The organism is Methanohalobium evestigatum Z-7303 (genome assembly GCF_000196655.1).
Taxonomy (GTDB): Archaea; Halobacteriota; Methanosarcinia; order Methanosarcinales; family Methanosarcinaceae; genus Methanohalobium; species Methanohalobium evestigatum.
The window spans coordinates 776,097-795,839 of sequence record NC_014253.1; the positions used below are offsets into that span (position 1 = coordinate 776,097).

Annotated in this window: 20 protein-coding genes and 2 tRNA genes; 14 read left to right on the forward strand and 8 right to left on the reverse strand. The window is 37.8% G+C overall.

Annotated features, from left to right (window positions below; all coding sequences use genetic code 11):
- Nucleotides 1-18: 18 nt before the first annotated feature.
- Nucleotides 19-246, forward strand: coding sequence for a redoxin domain-containing protein (locus tag METEV_RS04010; RefSeq protein WP_049890949.1), 228 nt, complete (start codon nucleotides 19-21; stop codon nucleotides 244-246).
- 99 nt (nucleotides 247-345) lie between these two features.
- On the opposite strand, the gene METEV_RS04015 is transcribed toward METEV_RS04010, so the two are convergent.
- Nucleotides 346-1,431 carry an RNA-guided endonuclease InsQ/TnpB family protein gene (locus tag METEV_RS04015; protein WP_013194278.1) on the reverse strand — a complete coding sequence of 362 codons (1,086 nt, stop codon included), beginning with the start codon at nucleotides 1,429-1,431 and terminating at the stop codon, nucleotides 346-348.
- A 596-nt stretch (nucleotides 1,432-2,027) separates the two neighbouring features.
- Here METEV_RS04015 and argC point away from each other — a divergent pair.
- Genes argC through METEV_RS04040 form a run of 5 tightly spaced genes read left to right on the forward strand, consistent with a single transcriptional unit; the run spans nucleotide 2,028 to nucleotide 7,600 of the window.
- Complete coding sequence (gene argC / locus METEV_RS04020; RefSeq protein ID WP_013194279.1) at nucleotides 2,028-3,041, forward strand: N-acetyl-gamma-glutamyl-phosphate reductase; 1,014 nt, start codon at nucleotides 2,028-2,030, stop codon at nucleotides 3,039-3,041.
- A gap of 49 nt (nucleotides 3,042-3,090) precedes the next feature.
- Entirely contained in the window at nucleotides 3,091-3,558 is a 468-nt protein-coding gene (locus METEV_RS04025; protein WP_013194280.1) for a CBS domain-containing protein, read from the forward strand.
- A gap of 13 nt (nucleotides 3,559-3,571) precedes the next feature.
- On the forward strand, nucleotides 3,572-4,756 hold the full coding sequence (argJ, locus tag METEV_RS04030; protein ID WP_013194281.1) for a bifunctional ornithine acetyltransferase/N-acetylglutamate synthase: 1,185 nt from the start codon (nucleotides 3,572-3,574) through the stop codon (nucleotides 4,754-4,756).
- 16 nt (nucleotides 4,757-4,772) lie between these two features.
- Nucleotides 4,773-6,233: an ADP-specific phosphofructokinase gene (pfkC, locus tag METEV_RS04035; protein ID WP_013194282.1), complete on the forward strand. Its 1,461-nt coding sequence runs from the start codon at nucleotides 4,773-4,775 to the stop codon at nucleotides 6,231-6,233.
- A gap of 26 nt (nucleotides 6,234-6,259) precedes the next feature.
- Nucleotides 6,260-7,600 carry an ADP-dependent glucokinase/phosphofructokinase gene (locus METEV_RS04040; RefSeq protein ID WP_013194283.1) on the forward strand — a complete coding sequence of 447 codons (1,341 nt, stop codon included), beginning with the start codon at nucleotides 6,260-6,262 and terminating at the stop codon, nucleotides 7,598-7,600.
- Here METEV_RS04040 and cca read toward each other — a convergent pair whose 3' ends face one another.
- Nucleotides 7,601-8,965: a CCA tRNA nucleotidyltransferase gene (gene cca, locus METEV_RS04045; RefSeq protein WP_013194284.1), complete on the reverse strand. Its 1,365-nt coding sequence runs from the start codon at nucleotides 8,963-8,965 to the stop codon at nucleotides 7,601-7,603.
- Nucleotides 8,966-9,359: 394 nt separating this feature from the next.
- On the opposite strand from cca, the gene METEV_RS04050 reads away from it, so the two are divergent.
- The 8 genes from METEV_RS04050 to METEV_RS04085 all read left to right on the forward strand — a co-directional run bounded on the left by METEV_RS04050 (nucleotide 9,360) and on the right by METEV_RS04085 (nucleotide 17,049).
- Nucleotides 9,360-10,562, forward strand: coding sequence for a quaternary amine ABC transporter ATP-binding protein (locus METEV_RS04050; RefSeq protein ID WP_013194285.1), 1,203 nt, complete (start codon nucleotides 9,360-9,362; stop codon nucleotides 10,560-10,562).
- Nucleotides 10,559-11,395, forward strand: a complete 837-nt coding sequence (locus METEV_RS04055; protein ID WP_013194286.1) for an ABC transporter permease — start codon at nucleotides 10,559-10,561, stop codon at nucleotides 11,393-11,395. Before METEV_RS04050 ends, METEV_RS04055 begins: the two co-directional genes overlap by 4 nt.
- A gap of 149 nt (nucleotides 11,396-11,544) precedes the next feature.
- A complete protein-coding gene (locus METEV_RS04060) occupies nucleotides 11,545-12,459 on the forward strand; it encodes a glycine betaine ABC transporter substrate-binding protein (RefSeq protein ID WP_013194287.1) in 915 nt (304 codons plus the stop codon).
- 129 nt (nucleotides 12,460-12,588) lie between these two features.
- Complete coding sequence (locus METEV_RS04065; protein ID WP_013194288.1) at nucleotides 12,589-13,515, forward strand: glycine betaine ABC transporter substrate-binding protein; 927 nt, start codon at nucleotides 12,589-12,591, stop codon at nucleotides 13,513-13,515.
- A gap of 177 nt (nucleotides 13,516-13,692) precedes the next feature.
- Nucleotides 13,693-14,745, forward strand: coding sequence for a radical SAM protein (locus METEV_RS04070; protein ID WP_013194289.1), 1,053 nt, complete (start codon nucleotides 13,693-13,695; stop codon nucleotides 14,743-14,745).
- Between the two features lie 118 nt (nucleotides 14,746-14,863).
- The gene (locus tag METEV_RS04075) at nucleotides 14,864-15,175 is read left to right on the forward strand and encodes a DUF2551 domain-containing protein (RefSeq protein ID WP_013194290.1); all 312 of its coding nucleotides are present in this window, start codon (nucleotides 14,864-14,866) and stop codon (nucleotides 15,173-15,175) included.
- A 90-nt stretch (nucleotides 15,176-15,265) separates the two neighbouring features.
- Nucleotides 15,266-16,114: a polyprenyl diphosphate synthase gene (uppS, locus tag METEV_RS04080; RefSeq protein WP_013194291.1), complete on the forward strand. Its 849-nt coding sequence runs from the start codon at nucleotides 15,266-15,268 to the stop codon at nucleotides 16,112-16,114.
- Nucleotides 16,115-16,149: 35 nt separating this feature from the next.
- Entirely contained in the window at nucleotides 16,150-17,049 is a 900-nt protein-coding gene (locus METEV_RS04085; RefSeq protein WP_013194292.1) for an ADP-ribosylglycohydrolase family protein, read from the forward strand.
- Nucleotides 17,050-17,059: 10 nt separating this feature from the next.
- Here METEV_RS04085 and METEV_RS04090 read toward each other — a convergent pair.
- The 6 genes from METEV_RS04090 to METEV_RS04115 all read right to left on the reverse strand — a co-directional run bounded on the left by METEV_RS04090 (nucleotide 17,060) and on the right by METEV_RS04115 (nucleotide 19,722).
- A tRNA-Leu gene (locus tag METEV_RS04090) sits at nucleotides 17,060-17,147 on the reverse strand.
- Nucleotides 17,148-17,200: 53 nt separating this feature from the next.
- Complete coding sequence (locus tag METEV_RS04095; RefSeq protein WP_013194293.1) at nucleotides 17,201-17,998, reverse strand: DNA-directed RNA polymerase subunit D; 798 nt, start codon at nucleotides 17,996-17,998, stop codon at nucleotides 17,201-17,203.
- A gap of 34 nt (nucleotides 17,999-18,032) precedes the next feature.
- On the reverse strand, nucleotides 18,033-18,413 hold the full coding sequence (locus METEV_RS04100; protein ID WP_013194294.1) for a 30S ribosomal protein S11: 381 nt from the start codon (nucleotides 18,411-18,413) through the stop codon (nucleotides 18,033-18,035).
- Between the two features lie 12 nt (nucleotides 18,414-18,425).
- Nucleotides 18,426-18,980, reverse strand: coding sequence for a 30S ribosomal protein S4 (locus METEV_RS04105; RefSeq protein WP_013194295.1), 555 nt, complete (start codon nucleotides 18,978-18,980; stop codon nucleotides 18,426-18,428).
- A gap of 33 nt (nucleotides 18,981-19,013) precedes the next feature.
- Entirely contained in the window at nucleotides 19,014-19,463 is a 450-nt protein-coding gene (locus tag METEV_RS04110; RefSeq protein ID WP_013194296.1) for a 30S ribosomal protein S13, read from the reverse strand.
- Between the two features lie 175 nt (nucleotides 19,464-19,638).
- Nucleotides 19,639-19,722 (reverse strand) — tRNA-Ser (locus METEV_RS04115).
- Nucleotides 19,723-19,743 lie beyond the last annotated feature (21 nt).

Consider the following 19,743-nt stretch of genomic DNA (forward strand, 5'->3'; position numbering starts at 1 on the left):
GGAGTCTCCTGCGACCAATTGGATGAATATGCTGCTGATTTTACTTTAAAAGACCAAAATGATGAAAAATATACTCTTTCTGATTTTAAAAATCAGAAAATACTGCTGTCATTCCATCCTCTTGCATGGACAGTTGTATGTGCCAAACACATGCAATTACTGGAAAACAACTACAAACAGTTTAAAGATTTAAATACCACACCTCTGGGTATAAGTGTAGACCCTGTACCCTCTAAGAATGCCTGAGCTATGGAACTGGGTATCGAATCCACAAGGCTACTTTCGGATTTCTGGCCACACGGTCAGCTACTAACCGCTAAAGCGGTTAACTTGTCCTTCCATCTCTTAACTAATAGATGCTAAGCGGAGGACATTAGGAAGGCTGACAGCTCCCCTGTGCGCAATATTCTTTGAAGCATTGTAATCGGCGTTCTCTCTATGACCGCATCTCTTACACTTGAAGTTAGACTGTTTCTGACGGTTGTTTTTATCGATGTACCCGCATTCAGAACACTGCTGCGAAGTATACATCGGGTTGATAATCACGACAGGTACACCTTCAAGTTTTGCTTTGTATAATATGAATCTGGTCAGTTCAGAGAACGCCCATTTACCCAACCTGTCTCTCTGCGCTTTAGTAACCGTAGCCTCCGGACGGAAACCGTTAAGGTTCTCCAGTGCAATAGCCCGAAACGTGTCTTTAGCGCGTTCAACCAACTGTTTTGCAACCCGGTGGTTCAGATCACGTTTGAACCGGCGTTCCTTTTTGGATAATTTCCTGAGATGTTTCTTGGCAGACCATGTTCCAGCTGACTGCAATCTCGATTTTAGACTGGTATATCGCTCTCGTATCTCATCTGCTTTTGTGCCTTTGTAAACTTCATTATCAGAAGTGGTTGCTATATTGACTACACCAAGGTCTACACCCAGAACATCATCGTTGTACCTAACTTCGTTTTCACCCACTTCCATCACAAGCATCAGGTAAAAGTTACCTTCTTCGTAAATCAGGTCTGTTTGACCTCGGATTCTGTTTTTATCCAGAGGTCGAAAATCACCATAAGATATTCCTATCTTCTCACGACCATCCAGTGTAAGTATAGAAACCATATCGTTTCCTTTGAACGACAGAACTCTCTGGTCGTAGACCACAGCTCCCCTTTTCTCGAATTTGTGCATGGTTTTTCTGTCGTTGCTGTAGCTTTCAGCTACTTTACCGATTGCCCTGACAGCCAATTGAGCAGACAGAGCGAATTTTTGCCTGATGTCATAATAAGTCAGTTTCTGAATCCCGGTTTTACCAAATTTCTTGTTGTGCCATGCAATCTCAGAAGCATAGTTGCAGGCCTCATTGAACTTCTCCATAGTTGTCAATAGTTTATTGCGTTGTTCTCTATCGGGATTCAGTTTAACTTTCAGGGTCAAGAGCATGATATCCCCAATATGTCATACACATATAAACTAATTATGAAACAGAGATGCTACTGCTGGTCAATAATGGTTAATTTTAATAATAGACGCATTCCTCACTCTTTTAACGAGATTTAAAGATATTGATAAATTTTCAATATACCAAGTTTAAGTTTAACTCTTAATTTTTAATTTAGATTGTTCTGATTTAAAGAGAACTGTTAAAACTGTTGGCTTCTTGATTCATTTCTTGTGAAGTTGCAAAAGCCTATGGTATATTTGATGAAGATTATGGCATATCAGAAAGAGCCAACATACTAATTGATGAAAACTGGAAAGTCAGTTTTGTAAAAGTTTATCCAATGGGTGAAGTCCCCGACATAAGCGAAATCCTTGATAAACTTGGTTGAAATTAAATAACCTTTTTGACAAAGTCCATCTGTGTATATTACAACAGATAGGATTTATCTACTTTTTAAAAATGACCAGAAAAATTAATACTGATAGTTTAATTCATAACCATAAGTATAATTAACGTATAATAATTTATATATAGCAGATCCAAATAAAAATTTTCAGTAAAAAATGATAGATTATAAAGAGGAGATATAAACTCAATGATAGATGTCGGAATTATTGGCAGTTCTGGTTACACTGGCGGAGAATTGATACGGTTGTTAGTCAACCATAAATACACTAATATCGAAATCTGTACTTCAAGAAAATTTGCCGGTCAAAAGGTAAGCGATGTACATAAACATCTGAAAGGTTTTATAAATCTTGAATTTGAAGATATAAGCCCCAGAGACCTTAAAAACAGATGTGACGTTATATTCCTTGCCGTACCACACGGAACATCCATGAACATTGTTCCAGATTTACTGGATGAATATACAAAAGTGATTGATTTAAGCGCCGATTACAGGATTAACAGCCAGACCTTTGAAAATTTGTATGGAATAGAGCATTCTGATAAAAGGAAAGTTGTATATGGACTTCCTGAAATCCATCCGGAAGTCTCAGAAAAAAATCTGGTTGCAAATCCGGGTTGTTATTCTACAGGGGCTATACTTTCAGCCTCTCCGCTTGCTAACTCCGGCTTAATAGATTCTATAATTTTTGATTCTAAGTCTGGCATCACAGGTGCAGGTGTTAACCCAACCCAAACATCACATTATCCAAATATGGCTGAAAACGTCCAGCCCTATAAATTAACATCTCATAGGCATTATGCAGAAATGTTCCAGGAACTAAGCATGATGGATGAATCACTGATTAATATTAACTTTACACCGCATGTTATACCATCGATAAGGGGCATCCTCACAACTGCTCATATATTCACCAACAGACAGGTTTCAACCGAGGAAGTAAAGTCCATATATGCAGAATATTATAAGGATAATCCGTTTGTACGTATAATTGACGGCATCCCTTCCCTGAGCACAGTTAGAGGGTCTAACTTCTGTGATATCGGGTTTGAAATCGATGTAAACAATAACAGGGTTGTCGTTGTATCAGCAATAGATAATCTGGTCAAAGGTGCAGCAGGACAAGCGATTCAGAATATGAATCTTATGTGTGGATTTAATGAAACTGAAGGCATCTGGTTTTCAGGTATTACACCTTGAATATAATCTTTTTAATAAGAATCTAACAATATAGAAACATGGTGAATGTATGAAAGTAAAAGATGTAATGAACTCTGATGTGATATATTCCAAATCCAGTGACAGCATAAGGAGTACTGCACAGATACTCAAGAAAAATGGTATAAGCGGTGTTCCTGTTGTAGATGATAAAAATAACATTGTAGGTGTTATATCCGAAGAAGACCTTTTGAGATTCCTTGAAATCCCTGACCATAGAGGTTTATGGCTCCCCAGCCCGTTTGAAGTGATTGAAATTCCTATAAGAGAATTCGTAAGCTGGGAAGAAACAAAACACATGCTCAGTGATTTTGGAGATAAAAAAGTTCAACAGGTAATGAAAACCGATGTATTAACCATTACTCCAGAAGATACGATAGAATATGCATCCCAATTAATGACAAAACATAAAATTAACCGGTTACCAGTAATTGAAGATGGAAAACTTATCGGTATCGTTACCAGAGGAGACATAATCGAGGGTCTTTCAAGGTCCTGAAGGAGTTTATAAAATGAAACCCATTGACGGTGGAATCTGTGCGGTTAGGGGAGTGCATGCTGGTGGTATTAAACCCGGTAAAAATGGACTTGGTGTTATCACTGCCAGTGGCAACTCTGCAGGAGTTTTTACCCGTAATAAAGTGATAGCCGCTCCTTTAATAGTCACCAGGGAAAGAATCACTGAAAAAGGTCATCTTTCTGCTGTAATCATGAATAGCGGCAATGCTAATGCATTCACAGGAGAAGAAGGGATTGATGATTCAGTATACATGGCAAAACTGCTTGCTGATAAATTAGATATTCCAGATAAGCAGGTAGGTGTTGCATCCACTGGAGTTATCGGGAAGAAACTCGATACTGACTGGTTAGATGAAAACATCGATGAGGTTTTAAATTCCCTATCCAACAGTCCTGATGGCAGCCAATCTGCTGCCCGCTCAATAATGACCACCGATACATTTGCCAAAGAGTCTGCAATTGAACTTAATAACGGTATCCGTATTGGCGGAATTGCAAAAGGCTCTGGAATGATAGAACCGAACATGGGTACTATGCTTGCCTTTATATATACTGATGCAGTACTTGATTCAAAATCATTAAATAAATCTTTAAAAGCAGGTGTTGATAAAAGCTTTAACATGATAGTGGTGGATGGAGACACCAGTACCAACGACATGGTGCTGCTAACAGCAACTGGTGAATCTGGAGTTGAAACTGATATTAATGATTTTCAAGAAGGTCTTGATTTTGTTCTTACAGACCTTGCAAAAATGATTGCAAGAGATGGTGAAGGTGCTACCAAATTAATTGAAGTTAATGTAGATGGTGCTTTTACATATGACGATGCCCGCCTTGTTGCAAAATCCATTGTACGTTCACCTCTTGTAAAAACCGCAATATTTGGACATGACCCTAACTGGGGCCGCATAATTGCAGCAATCGGTTATTCTGGTGCGAATATAAGGCAGGATAAAATATCGCTTGCTTTTTCCGACGGTAAGAACACTGTAGAACTTGTTAAAAACGGTCGTATAGTCACAAATGATAGAAATTCACAGGACGCACTAAAAAACATAATGGAAAAAAAAGATATCAAAATACTGATAAATCTTGGAATGGACAATAAAAGCGCTACAGCGTGGGGTTGTGACCTGACATATGACTATATAAAAATCAATGCGGAATATACAACATGAAGGTGAACATCTAATAATGGAACTTGAACACTGGGAAAAAAATCATTCTGAAGCATACTCTGACATCAGCAAATCATTGGAAAACATTAAAGGCATTTTTGTTGCATATAACAGCAATATTGATGCAATAAAACACATTGAAAAAGACGATTTTGACAAACTTTTAAAACATGTGAACCTGAAAAACGTTAAACACAGGTCGATGTCATTTCCGAGAGTGATTAAAGACCCTGATGATCTTATGGCAAGATTGGTAATTGCCATGCGCGATGGTAAAGCCGCAGAAGTTCCTACATATTCTACCGATGTTCATGAATGGCTAACAAACCATATTGATTTTGATAATGCTTATATGGGTGGACAGGCTGGTATTATATCTAATTTCCTGGCAAATATTGATATAAAAAATGTAGTAACCTACGTTCCCTGGCTTTCCAAGGAACAGGCTGAATACTTCACAAATTCTAAAAATCTTCTGTATCCGGTTGTAGAAAACAGTAAACTGAGTTTCAAACATCCAATAAACGCCTATAACCCGGAATATGAGCCAAAAGTTAACTGGATAATGGAATTTTCAAAAGGACTTGAAGTACAATGCGGAGAAGAAGAATTTGTAGTTCCAAGAGATAACCGACTTATACTTTCCTCAAGACCTACATGGCTTCGCATAGACATGAGTAAAGAGCTTTATGAGCAACTACCGGAACTTGGAAAAAATGTCGATGGTGCTATACTTTCAGGCTACCAGATGATAAAAGAAAATTATGAGGATGGTTCTACATACCATAATTATGTTAAAAAATCAGTCGATGCTATAAAGAGATTAAAGAATGGAAATCCAGATATTCGCATTCATGTAGAATTTACATCTATACAGGATAAGTTTATCCGTGAAAGGATATTAAAAGATATTGTTAGCCAGCATGTCCATTCACTGGGACTTGATACAATAGAAGTTGCAAACGCTCTTAACGTCCTTGATTATGAGGAACTTGCTTATGCAGTTATCAATAAAACTGAGAAAGGTATTTCTGCACTGTATGAAGGAGCAGTCCGTTTATTATATGAACTTGAACTTGAAAGAGTACATGTACATTCACTTGGGTATTTTATCTGTGTCGTTAAAAATACACATCCAGTAGACATAGAAGACCATAGGAATGCCCTCCTGTTCGCATCAACAGCTTCTGCCGCCAAAGCTAAAATAGGAAATATCAAATCAATTGATGATATCAAAAAAGGTCTTGGAACTCCTGTTTCAGAGAAGGGATATAACCACCTCCAAGAATTGGCAAAATACCTTGAAAAAGAAGGCATATGCCTTACAGAGGAGTTTGAAAAGGGATACATCCGCACCCCATACCATGATGTTATAATCATACCTACTAAAGTGGTGGAAAAACCAGTTGCTACGGTTGGAATAGGTGATATAATATCTGCATCAGCCTTTGCAGCCGTACTGGCTAAGATGAAATGAGAGTCTAAAAAAACAGGAGCTTTTCGATGAATATACTCTGTGGATACAACGCAAACATCGATTCAGTTTACAGGATTACAGGGGATGAGATTAACCGGTTGCTTGAACATCAAAACCAAGATAACATCATAAAAAAAATAGAAAATCCACCCAACCGTATTGATTCTATTGATGATTTTATTGCCGGTCTGATTATCTGTATACGTAATGGTTCAGGTGCAGAATGGCTTGTTCATGATGATTCGGTTTTTGAGTTTTTAAAAAACTATTTTTTTGACAATTCCATTATCCGTATGGGTGGGAATTGTGGCATAATGTCAAATGTGTTGTCACTAATGGGTGCTGGTGAAGTAGTACCAAATATTGCAAAACCATCAAAAACCCAGCTTGATGCATTTACAGACAACGAATCTATCATTATTCCAGGTTACAATAATCAGAATGATATTAATGAAGACAAAGAATTAATACATTTTGTATTCGACTTTAAAAAAGGTGAAAAAGTTACCTTAAACGGTTATTCCATGGTGGCACCAAGAGAAAATCGTTTCATAGCTACATATGACTGTTTGAACATAGAACTTACAATTAACCCCGATTTTAAACACTATGCCGATGAACACATAGATGAAATGGATGGTGCACTGATATCAGGTTACCATATGCTTCAGGAATATTATCCAGATGGTTCCAGCTATGTTGACAAATTCCAGAAATCCCTTGACCAGATAAAAAACTGGAAACAGTTAAATAAACAACTGTTGCTTCATGCAGAACTTGGACATTTTTCCAATGTTGAAATTGCCCAATATGTATTCACTAGCCTTACAGACCACGTAGATGGAATGGGTATGAATGAGGATGAACTTGCAATGCTGCACGGGATACACAACATCCCTGTAAATGATATTTTACAGATGAATGCTATATCTATACTTGAAGCATCCTTACAATGTGTTTTAAAATCCGGATTACAAAAGTTTATAATTCACACAAGGGAATTTACGCTTTGTGTCTGTAAACCAGACGTTTTTGATGCTGTCTGTGAACTCGAATCTATGAAATTCGGAGTGAAATGTGCAGCCGTATTTGCAGACACAGGGATACTTAAAAATAGAAACTATGTTGAAAAAACAGCATCAAAACTGGAAGAAAGTGATTTTGGATTAAATGAAGTAGAAAAAATCAAGGAATTTATAAACGGTAAATCGTACAATAATGGAACTTATGGGAGTCGTTCAGGTTTAAGTGTGGGTATAATTCCGACCCTTATTTCAAAAAACCCTATATCCACTGTAGGATTGGGAGATACCTTCTGTGCTGGAACATACTTGAAACAACTTGAATTGGTTAAAAATCCTGAATGATTATAACCATCTTCTAAGATATTTGCGAAATTCTGGGTCTTTAATCCTACAGATTTCATCATTTTCCAGTATAAAAAACCCTTTTTCCACAGTTTTTTTAATATGTTTCCCGAGAGAGCATGTTAACAGGTTTGATTCGATTAGTGTTTTAACATCTGTATATTTTCTAATTTTTTCAACCACATATGCTCCATTTTCAATATACATGGAGAATATATAATCCGAATTTTTGTATTTAGATTTAAAATTGTCCGCATGTTTGTGTATCCATACCGGCGGACCCTGATGCTTTTTGACGTTGGGAAGTGTTGAAGTTAAAAGCTCCAGCAAAATTACTGAGTAATCACCTGCCCATGAACCAGTGCTGAACACTGTAAATTCATGGTTTTCAAGCAAGGTCGGAACTGAACTTTCTAACTTATATAATTGAGGATAAAATACATCTTCCACAACATCGGGTGTTTTAAACACAATTGCAACCACTGAACTGTTTCTCAAATATAACCGGTTATTTATTTCACTGTCATTTAAAGGAGTTATTGGTTCTGGGAAAAAGAAATCCAATGATGGTGATTCAAAAAAACTGCGGGATTTATCCACAAATTCTGCCAGTTTATTAATTGATAAAGCTGCGGCTACATTTCTTCCCGGGTCGGTTGGGTCTATCATAACAAATGGTTCATCATGTTCTGACTGTCCGTGATTCATCATATCAATGACCATACCGGGACTCCAGTTACATGCTGATTTTAATAGGTTGTCAAATGAACCAAAGTGTATAATCAGTAATTCCGCAAAGTATCCTGAAAAACCTCTTGTTTTAAGTTCAGACCCATATACACCGATTCCGTGCATGAACTGTTTTAGAATAAGAACCTCATCTTCAAGTCCTTTTATATTTTCTTTTACAAACTTATTATGAAAGGGTGTACGGTCAACTGCAGACCTGATGTTTGATGCTGATTGTACACGAAAACATGGAACAATATCTACATCATAGCCTCTAAATTTTAGGCTTATATAGGGATGTTCTGCATACTGCTCCTGCCAATTTTCAGCCTCTTCCGCCACTTTTCTGGCAATTTTTAAACCATAATACTCAAGATATTTAACATCAGTATTTTCCGGAAATAGTATAAATATGTCCAGGTCATGTGTACCGGACAACCATGTTCCCCTTGCTGCTGACCCTACTAACTGGGCTGACACCCCCGACAAATCCATTTCAGAAACATTAGAATTGATTTTTTTTATCAGGTAATCAACAACATCAAACAAATGTTTTTGTTCATCAGATGTTGGTTTTACTCTTGTAAGTACATCTTTTTTAATATTTTTAGGTATATTTGACATATTTTCATTCATTGTTAAACACTTGAAGTATTATTGGTTATAATTCTTATATCGACAATGTTTATTAAAACGGTCATGATAAAGGGTTTGTAAATTTGATAAATGTCGTCTACTTATAAATATATTGAGTAAAAGAAAATTGGGAAAACTTATATAGGGATTAATACATGATAAGATTGAACGACTTATTAGCTGTTTATTGCCACCAAAGTTGTTATAAAAGTATAGATGGGAGTTATATATCTAAAGGACATATATAACAAAACCAAGTTTAGTTATTAAATAATGTCTGGTTAATGAAATAATAAAAGGAGTTATAGTAAATTTGCTATGCTAACACAACTAACTATATATTGTGTTACATATGTAAAAATATATCAATATAATTTTAATGGAGTTTTTTAACTTGACAGAAGAAGAAGAAGTATTAATAGAGGTAAATAATCTTTCTAAGATATTTGGAGAAAATCCAGATCAAGCAATATCTCTATTAAATGAAGGATACACCAAGAACGAAATCCATGAAAAAACCGGTCAAACGGTAGGTCTTCACGACATTAATTTTAAAGTCCAAAAAGGTGAAATATTCGTTTTGATGGGGCTTTCAGGTTCTGGAAAATCCACATTATTAAGATGTATAAACCGCCTTATCCCCCCTACATATGGTGAAGTATACATTGAAGGCGAAGACATAGCAAAAATGGACATGGAACAACTCAGAAAAATACGCAGAGAAAAACTGAGTATGGTATTCCAGAACTTTGCTTTACTGCCCCATAGGACAGTGCTTGACAATGTAGCCTATGGTCTGGAAGTATATGGAGTGGAAAAGGAAGAACGTTATAAAGCATCCAGAGAAGCTATTGAAACTGTGGGTCTAAAAGGTTATGAAGAAAGTAGAATAACACAACTTAGTGGTGGTATGCAGCAACGAGTCGGACTCGCCAGAGCTCTGGCTACTGACCCACATTTCCTGCTGATGGATGAAGCGTTTAGTGCCCTTGACCCACTGATACGCAGTGAAATGCAGGATGAATTGCTTGCACTACAGGAACAGGTTCACAAGACAATTATTTTCGTCACCCATGACCTTGATGAAGCGCTAAAAATTGGTGACAGAATCGCGCTCATGAAAGACGGACAGATTGTTCAGGTGGGTACGGCAGAAGAAATCCTTACAAAGCCTGCAAACCAGTATGTATCCCAGTTTATTGCAGGTGTAGATAAATCAAAGGTTCTTACAGCAGAATCAGTAATGATGGACCCTGAGCCTGTTGTATCCATAAATTCAGGTCCAAGTGTAGCACTGCAGTTAATGAGAGAACACGGAATTTCTTCAATATTTGTTGTTAACAAACATAAAGGTCTTGAAGGTGTTGTTACTGTAGAAGATGCTGCTGAAGCCAGACGAAACAAGAAGAATCTTGAAGATGTTATTATAAGAGAGTATCCAACAACAACAAAAGATACACAACTAAAAGACATCATACCGATGATAGCGGAAAGTTCCTATCCTGTTGCTGTAGTAGATGATAACAACAAACTTCATGGTGTTCTTGTCCGTGGCGGTATCCTTGGAGCAATTGCAATGGAGGAAGAAGAACAATGAGCCCATTACTTCCAAAAGTACCATTAGGTAATTATGTAGAAGATGCAGTAAACTGGATTGATGCTACTTTCGGATTCATACTCGATGGAATCAGTGCGATATTAAGTTTTCTCCTGGATTTATTCCTCGATATTCTATTATTCCTTCCTCACTGGCTGTTTATTGTATTGTTTATTGTTGCAGCTTATTTCCTGACCGGACGCAACTGGCATATTGCAGCTATTGGAGGTATAGGATTTTTTGTGCTTGATAATCTTCAGTTATGGTCTCTTGGCATGCAGACTATAGCCCTTGTTATATCATCTGCAGTTATTGCACTGATTATAGGAATCCCTGTTGGTATATTAAGTTCCAAAAACGATAATTTCAAAGCTGCCATTAAGCCGCTACTTGACCTTATGCAGACAATGCCGCCATTTGTATATCTGATTCCAGCGGTTATTTTCTTTGGTCTTGGTAACGTACCGGGTCTAATTGCTACCATTGTATTTGCAATGCCACCAGGCATCCGCCTTACAGACCTTGGTATTCGTCAGGTACCTACTGAACTTGTAGAAGTTGCAGATGCTTTTGGTTCAACTCCGATGCAGAAATTGGTTAAAGTTCAATTACCAGTTGCACTGCAGACGATTATGACAGGTATTAATCAGGTTATTATGCTGTCACTGTCAATGGTTGTTATCGCAGCAATGATTGGTGCCCGTGGACTTGGATATCAGGTTCTAATAGGCATCCAGAGAGTTGACATCGGACTCGGGTTCGAAGCTGGACTTGGTATTGTCATAATTGCCATAATTCTTGACAGACTTACTCAGGGACTTACACCTGAGTAAAAATATTTTTTCTATGTTACGGAAAAGTATTTAAGATTAGCCCTTATAAACATAAGTTGAAAATCTACAAATATCTATTTTCCAATGGATATATGAGAGAAATATAAATCTTTAAATTAATTAACAAATCTTGAGAGAGGTTGCATAATATGCTAAACGGTAAAAAATCCAAATCAATATTAATGATTGGTCTGGTACTCATGTTAGCTATTGCTGGTGCAGGATGTGCATCACAGGATGGCGATACAGAGAACGGTGCCGATAACGGCAACCAGACACCAAGCGAAGAAAAAAGCGTAACAATAGCCTATGTACAGTGGGCAAGCGCTGAAGCTACTACCAATGTAGTAAAAGAAGTATATGAACAGGCAGGGTATGAAGTAAACCTCCAGAATACCGCTGCCGGTATAATGTATCAGGGAATCGCAAACGGTGACGCTGATTTCTCAGTATGTTCATGGCTACCTGACACACAGGCAAACTACTGGGACCAGTATGGTGACCAGATAGACAGGGTTAGAGTAAACACACCAGAAGTAAAAACTGGTCTTGTAGTACCTGAATATGTTGATGTTGATACAATTCCAGAACTTAAAGGAAATGAATCACAATTTGATGGAACAATTACCGGTATCGACCCTGGTGCAGGTATAATGTCACAGACTGAAACCGCACTTGAAGAGTATGAACTTGATGGATACGAACTGGAATCCAGTAGTGGTCCCGCAATGACATCAGCACTCAGAAGTGTTATATCTAATGAAGATTCTATTGTTGTGACACTCTGGAACCCACACTGGGCATTCGCACGCTGGGATCTGAAATATCTGGACGACCCACAGGACGTCTATGGTTCAGATGACATTGTAACTATAGCAAGACAGGGTCTTGAGGAAGACAAACCCAATGCCTATACTATTCTTGAAAATTTAAACTGGACCGTCGCCGACAATGAACAGGTCATGGCATATATTGACCAGGGTATGAGCGGCGAAGAAGCTGCCGAGAAATGGGTTGAAGAGAATCCTGAAAAAGTCAATGCCTGGCTTGGAGAAGGGGAATAATTACCCCTTGACTTCTTTTTTTATTTATTCTAATTATTTTTACTAATTATCATCCAAATTCAGCGGTTCATACCGTTATATCATAGAAAAAATATTTACCAAAAAATAAAATATATAAGGAGGACTTATTTGTTGAAAACAAATAGTAAAATAAAACCACTATTGGTAATTGGTATGGTATTAATCCTTGCCATCGCTGGTGCAGGTTGTGCAACAGACCAGAGTGAAGGTAAACAGGATAATACCGATGACAACAATAGCGGTACAGAAACCACTGATAATACAAAAGAAGTTTCCATTGCATATGTCCAGTGGGACGATGCAATTGCTACTACAAATGTAGTTAAACAGGTATATGAAAAAGCCGGATATGATGTGAAAATGAACTCTGTGGCTGCTGGAGCCATGTACCAAGCTATTGCCAGTGGAGATGTTGATTTCTCAGCCTGTGGCTGGTTACCTAACACCCAAGCAAATTACTGGGAAGAATATGGAGACCAGATTGACAAGGTAGGACCAAACCTTGAAGGAGCATCCACTGGTCTTGTAGTTCCAACATACATGGACATTGATTCCATCGAAGAACTCAATGAGAACAAAGAAAAACTTGATGGAAAAATTACCGGTATAGACCCCGGAGCAGGCATCATGTCACAGACAGATACTGCTATTCAAGAATACAACCTTGACTATGAACTGATGTCAAGCAGTAGCGCTGGAATGGCATCAGCTCTTAAGGCTGCTTATGATAAAAAAGAACCAATTGTTGTAACACTCTGGAACCCGCACTGGGCATTCGCACGCTGGGATTTGAAATATCTGGACGATCCAAAAGGTGTTTACGGTGAAGACCAGATTGTTAATCTTGCCCGTCAGGGTATGAGTGAGGACAAACCAGAAGCCTATGAAATCCTTAACAGATTCGAATGGTCTATGGAAGATGTGGAATCTGTAATGGCTGATATTCAGAGCGGAACACCTGCTGAAGAAGCAGCTTCCAAATGGATTGAAAACAATCCAGAAAAAGTTGATTACTGGGTAAATGGCGAACAATAAATGGAGTTTTAACTCCATTTTTCTTTTTTTATTCAATATAGATTGACTAACAAGACCGTTACAATTTCTGCACAGGTTACATCTTTTTATTGTCTATTTCTATGAATCTTTTATAACCAATAATATACTAATGAATGTCAAACTATATATAAATCTGATAAATACATTAAAACCAGTATGAAAAATATAATATCAGGAGATGCAGACTCCTTTTATAACTATATATCTGAAGGGTGCCGAATTTGTCAAATGGGAGCCAAGATGGTTCTTTTTGTCACTGGTGTATGTGGAAGAAATTGTTATTATTGCCCTCTTTCAGAAGAACGCAAAGAAGATACTGTCTATGCAAACGAAACAATAGTGTATTCCGACATGGACGTTATCAATGAAGTTTTACAGATGAATGCACTTGGTACAGGCATCACAGGTGGTGAACCTTTTTATAAACCCGAACGTACGATATACTACATATCTCTTTTAAAATCCGAGTTCGGAGAAAGTCACCATATTCATCTATACACCTCTATCGCTTTGGACAAGGATACATTGACGATACTCAAAAATGTCGGACTTGATGAAATCAGATTCCATCCTCCACAGGAGATATGGGATACATTGGATAGTTCACAGTTTCCAGATTCTTTCAAGACTGCTATAAATATAGGGCTGGATGCAGGAATTGAAATACCTGCAATAGAAAATGCTGAATACATAGCGGAGTTCATCCAGAATACAGATGGATTCCTTAACCTTAACGAGCTTGAATTTACAGACACCAATTCAAATGAATTGAAAAAACAATCATATAGCCTTCGTAATGATACATCAAACGCCGCATCCAACTCCAGAGAACTGGCTGAAAATCTGGCTGAAAATTATCAGAATGCCAGTATCCATTTTTGTTCATCCAGCTACAAAGATGCTGTGCAGTTTAAAAGACGGTTAATTCGTACTGCTGAAAAAACAGCACGTCCATTTGATGAAATAACAGAAGATGGTACTGTTGTATATGGTTTAATTGAAACCACTAAATTGGAAAATACCATAAATATGTTGAAAGAATTTGAAGTCCCTGAAGATATGTATGAAATAAATAACACAAATATCGAGATTGCATGGTGGATTCTTGAAGATACTGCAGATGAATTGAAAAATACAGGATGCAACACAACAATAATTGAGAGGTATCCATTAAAAAATGGATTTATTGTTGAAACCATACCAATTTAAATACCAAAATTTATAAATAAAGATGATGTTAGACTGTTCGCATTCCTAATGGTTTCAATAGTCTCAGGTTGAGTTACCATAGTTTTATAAGGTAAAAAAATCTATAATTGGTTCAGAGGTGTTTGTACTGGAAACGATAGAAGAGCGAGTAAGATCAAGATTAACCAAGTATCTTAGTCGCGATAGTACCGGAATACGTAAAGCAGTACTTAAACTATTTTTAGAAGATGATGCATACACCACAAGTGACGTATATGAATACCTCCGCAACCATAATTTTGATGTGAGTTATCGAGGAGTTTCCGCCATGGTTGGACTCATGAATACAAGACTTGGTATTCTAAGTATTGACGTTACCGGTGACCATAACGTATACATGCTCAAAGAAGACTACAGACAAATTGTCAGGTCGGTTATTGAAAATTATTGAATTCACCATACACGTTCATCTTTACGTTTACCTCGTTATATCCTGCTCAAATATAATTTGTAACCCAAAAAAGACGTCACACCTGATAATATGCTGGATTATATTTACAAAAGTTATGAAAAGCTTCTCACACAGGAAATAAAAAACCTTCCTGTACCTGAACACATAGCTATTATAATGGATGGAAACAGAAGATTTGCCCAGCATATAGGAAAACACAGCTATTACGGGCATAGGAAAGGTTCAGATATTACAGAAAAGGTTATTGAATGGTCATGTGAAATCGGTGTAAAAGAATTAACAATCTATGCCTTTTCTACTGAAAATTTCAACAGACCAAAGCATGAAACTGAAAAACTGTTTGAATTGATAAGTCTCAAATTCAACGAAATCACAGATGATGAACGAACTCATGAGCGCAGAATGAAAATAAGAGCAATAGGCGATATTGAACGGTTACCCATACACCTTCAAGAATCTATAGAAAAAGCTGAAACCGCTACATGCAATTACGAGAATTTTAAATTAAATGTTGCTCTTACCTATGGAGGGAGACAGGATATTGTTCAGGCTGTCCAGGAAATGGCAAGAAAAATATCAAACGGCTACCTTGAGTTGGATGACATAAACGAATCAACCATTTCTGAATATCTGTATCCAGCCTGCGGCCCCTCAGTTTCAAATGTTGATTTGATAATAAGAACCGGCGGTAATGAAAGAATATCCAATTTCTTACCTTGGCAAACTAACGGGAATGAATGCGCCACATACTTCTGTGCTCCATTCTGGCCCTCATTTAGAAAAATTGATTTTTTACGTTCCATTAGACTTTACCAGTCAAGGCTTACGAAAAAAAATCAGCACAGGTTTATACATAAAACCATGCATTTTTTAAGGTTTTTAATTACCAATACAAAATCTAAAATCCAATACCCTTAATATCACTGATACCATTAAATAATCCAGAATAAAACATGGATTTGATTGAAAAATATAGGGGCTCTTTACTGGGACTTGCGGTTGGAGATGCACTCGGAGCACCATTGGAATCTAAACCTCCTCACAGTTTTGAACCCATCAACGATATGGTAGAACCTGGTGAATGGACTGATGATACATCACAGGCTTTGTGCCTTGCAGAAAGTCTTATAATGAGGAAAAGGTTTGACCCTACAGACCAACTTGAACGCTATCTTAAATGGTTTAAAACAGGATACTTAAGTAGTAGAAATCAGAGTTTTAACATCGGTCCTACTACAACAAAAAGCCTACAAGAATTTGAAATCTCGCTTGAGCCTATAAGAGAAAGAAATGAAAATTCTGTCACCAACGGTTCATTGATGAGAATTGCTCCCGTACCTCTTGCATTTGCTGACAAGCCAGAAACCGCGATTGATTGGTCAGGTGAAAGCTCCAAAACCACCCATAATTCAACAATTGCAGTAGATGCTTGTAGATATATGGGTGCATTGATTGTGGGCGCTGTAAATAATTTTCCAAAAGAGGATTTACTTTCTAATTTATTTACACCAATTAGAGGTTACTGGGACAAAAAACCGCTCTGTGATCCCATTAAAGAAATTGCAAAAGAGTCGTTCAAAAATAAAGAGCCCCCTGAAATCAAATCTGAATTATACACTCCAAAAACTCTGGAAGCCGCACTCTGGGCATTTTATAAGAGTTCATCATTCAAAGAAGGATGCCTTAAAGCTGTAAACCTTGGAGATGATGCTGATACAGTTGGAGCGGTATATGGACAGATTGCAGGTGCATATTATGGTAAAAAGGATATACCAGCATCATGGCTCGATAAACTTGTCCAAAAAGAGTTAATAGAATCCTATGCAGATAAACTCATGCATATTGATTGTTAAAATTAAGAGTTGGTGCGGGGGACGAGATTCGAACTCGCGTATCCCTACGGAACTAGGCCCTCAACCTAGCGCCTTTGGCCGGGCTCGGCAACCCCCGCACATGGGATGTATGGTATAGGAGAATGACATTCTCCTATTTATATTTAAATGTTTATAAATTATTCAATATCTCTTGCATTTCAGTAGCTTTTGCCTTGATTGTATTCCCTGCATTTATAATTAACTGCTGTGAAGAGTATGAACCATCTGATTCAACTGTGAATAAAAAGGATGATTCATCCTCTTTTACTGAAATCGCATCTATTTCACAGGCTTCTTCACACAATTTACACAGAATACAATCCATCAGGTTTTCATCAGCTACTTTTGCACCTTCTTCATCGAGATAAATTATTCCTTTAGGACATTCACTTACACATAATCCGCATTTGTCACAATTATTGACCCGGATTAATGGCAGGTTCTTATAGCCACATGCTACACCTGCTTGCCATTTTGCATTGTCCTTACCCAGTCCTTTATGAGCAAGTGCTTCAAGTACTACTCTCTGGTCTTCCTTTAGCTCTATAATGGGTATGTTAGTATCCGCTGGCTGTATACCCGGGTCTGATGAAATGAGGTCCCCAGAATAAACCATTTTTGGACCTTCTGCACTCAACGTTATGGATACTTCACAGGAGGGACAGCCCTCTTCACAGGTACATTCATCCTGGGTTGTATAATCATCTATATTTTCAGTTGCAAGCGGTATTAACGCCAAGCGAAGACCAAGTTGTTCATCATAAAGAACTGATGTGTTGTTATAGATGTTTAAGTCATCTATTGCAAAAGTAGGTACATCCGCCAACATCGCTCGACGGATACTGTTTGCAAAGGCAGGTGTTGTATTGGAAAGTACAAACCTTGCTGACCTCTCGGATAATTCAAGCATGTCCACTTTCATAGTCATAAGTTGATATCCCTTTTTTCAATTAAGTATTACTTTATACCCTTCTACCGCCTTCCGGACGTGTTCCATCATGCGGCACTGGTGTGACATCCTCAATCCTACCAATTCTTATACCTGCTCTTGCAAACGCTCTGATTGCAGCCTGTGCTCCTGGTCCAGGGCTTCGGTGTTTATTACCACCCGGTGCTCTTACTTTTATATGAACACCCTGTACACCTTTGTCTTTTAACATATCTGCTACCTGACGTGCCATCTGCATGGCGGTGTAGGGTGAACTTTCATCTCTTGCTGCTTTTGTAACCATCCCACCAGAAGACTTGGCAAGTGTTTCTGCACCAGTAAGGTCAGTTACAGTTATAATGGTATTATTGAAAGATGATTTTATGTGTGCAACACCCCATATCTCTTGTGCCATATCTTATCCTCCTTATTCTTCTGCAATAGATGATGCAATTTGGTCAGGCCTTTCAGGATGAGATTCTGTTGATATTGGAGACCCACCATAATAATCTATTGTCATTTCCTCATCTTTTGTAATCATTTTACTGGGTACTGTTACTTTTCTTCCATTTACCGCAATATGGCCATGAGTTATAAATTGTCGTGCCTGTAGAAGTGTTCTCGCAAGCCCAAGTTTGTGAACCTGTGTCTGTAGTCTTCTTTCCAAAATTGCATCTGTTGAAAGGGCAAGAATATCATCAATGTCAGCATCTTCTTTAAGTATTCCATATCTTTTAAGTTTCCCAAGAATCTGGTCTGCTTCTTTTCTTAAATGACCTGTTAGTTCAGATTCTGCTGATTCTGCAAGAAGTTCCTGAGCTTCTTCTCTGTATTTTCTCAGAGTGCTTTGTGCTTTCCAGACTTCTTTCTTATTCCTAAGCCCGTATTTTTTGATTAATTCAACTTCACTCACCATTCTGGCTGACTGCCATGGATGCTTGGGAGTGTCGAAACTTTTCCGCTTTTTACCAGGATATGCCATAAATAATCACCTTCAGTCATATTGATTTAAAAATCAGCTCTTCTTTTTGCTAACACCGATTGTTGAACCGCCTCTTCCTGTTGATTTGGTTCTCTGACCTCTTACCTTCAATCCTCTTTCGTGCCTTACACCTCGATATGCACGGGTCTTTTTGAGTGTGTTAACATCTTCTCTGAGTGACATGAAGATGTCCTGGCCTAATAGATGTTTATTTTCTCCAGAATATGGATCATTCTGCCTGTTAAGCATCCATGACGGTAGGTGGGATTCAAAATTGTTGATTGTAGAATTAAGTGTATCAATTTCTTCATCAGAAAGATAACCTATTTTTGTATCAGGGTCAATACCTGATCCTTCAACAACAATGTTTGCTGTTCGCCTACCTATACCCTTTATTCCGGTCAATGCCAATCTAACTGGCTGATCACCAGGTAAATCAGTATTCATTACACGGACAAGATGTTTCATTTCTTCATTTGCCATTTAATATCCTCCTTAAGGATGCAAAATCAATAATACATCCCGTAGCCCCGAAACTTTTAAAAAAGTTTCGACACAGCCAATAAGGCTTTTCTATCAAGTATAGTTTGAAACTGCACTATAGCAGCGTAAGATAGAATTATTAGTATATAAAATTAATTCCCGTTGGAAATTAAAGCGCCGAGGGGGAGATTCGAACTCCCGAGGGGCTAACGCCCCACGAGCTTTCCAGGCTCGCGCCTTTCCACTAGACTACCTCGGCATTTTCGGGTTAAATGTGATT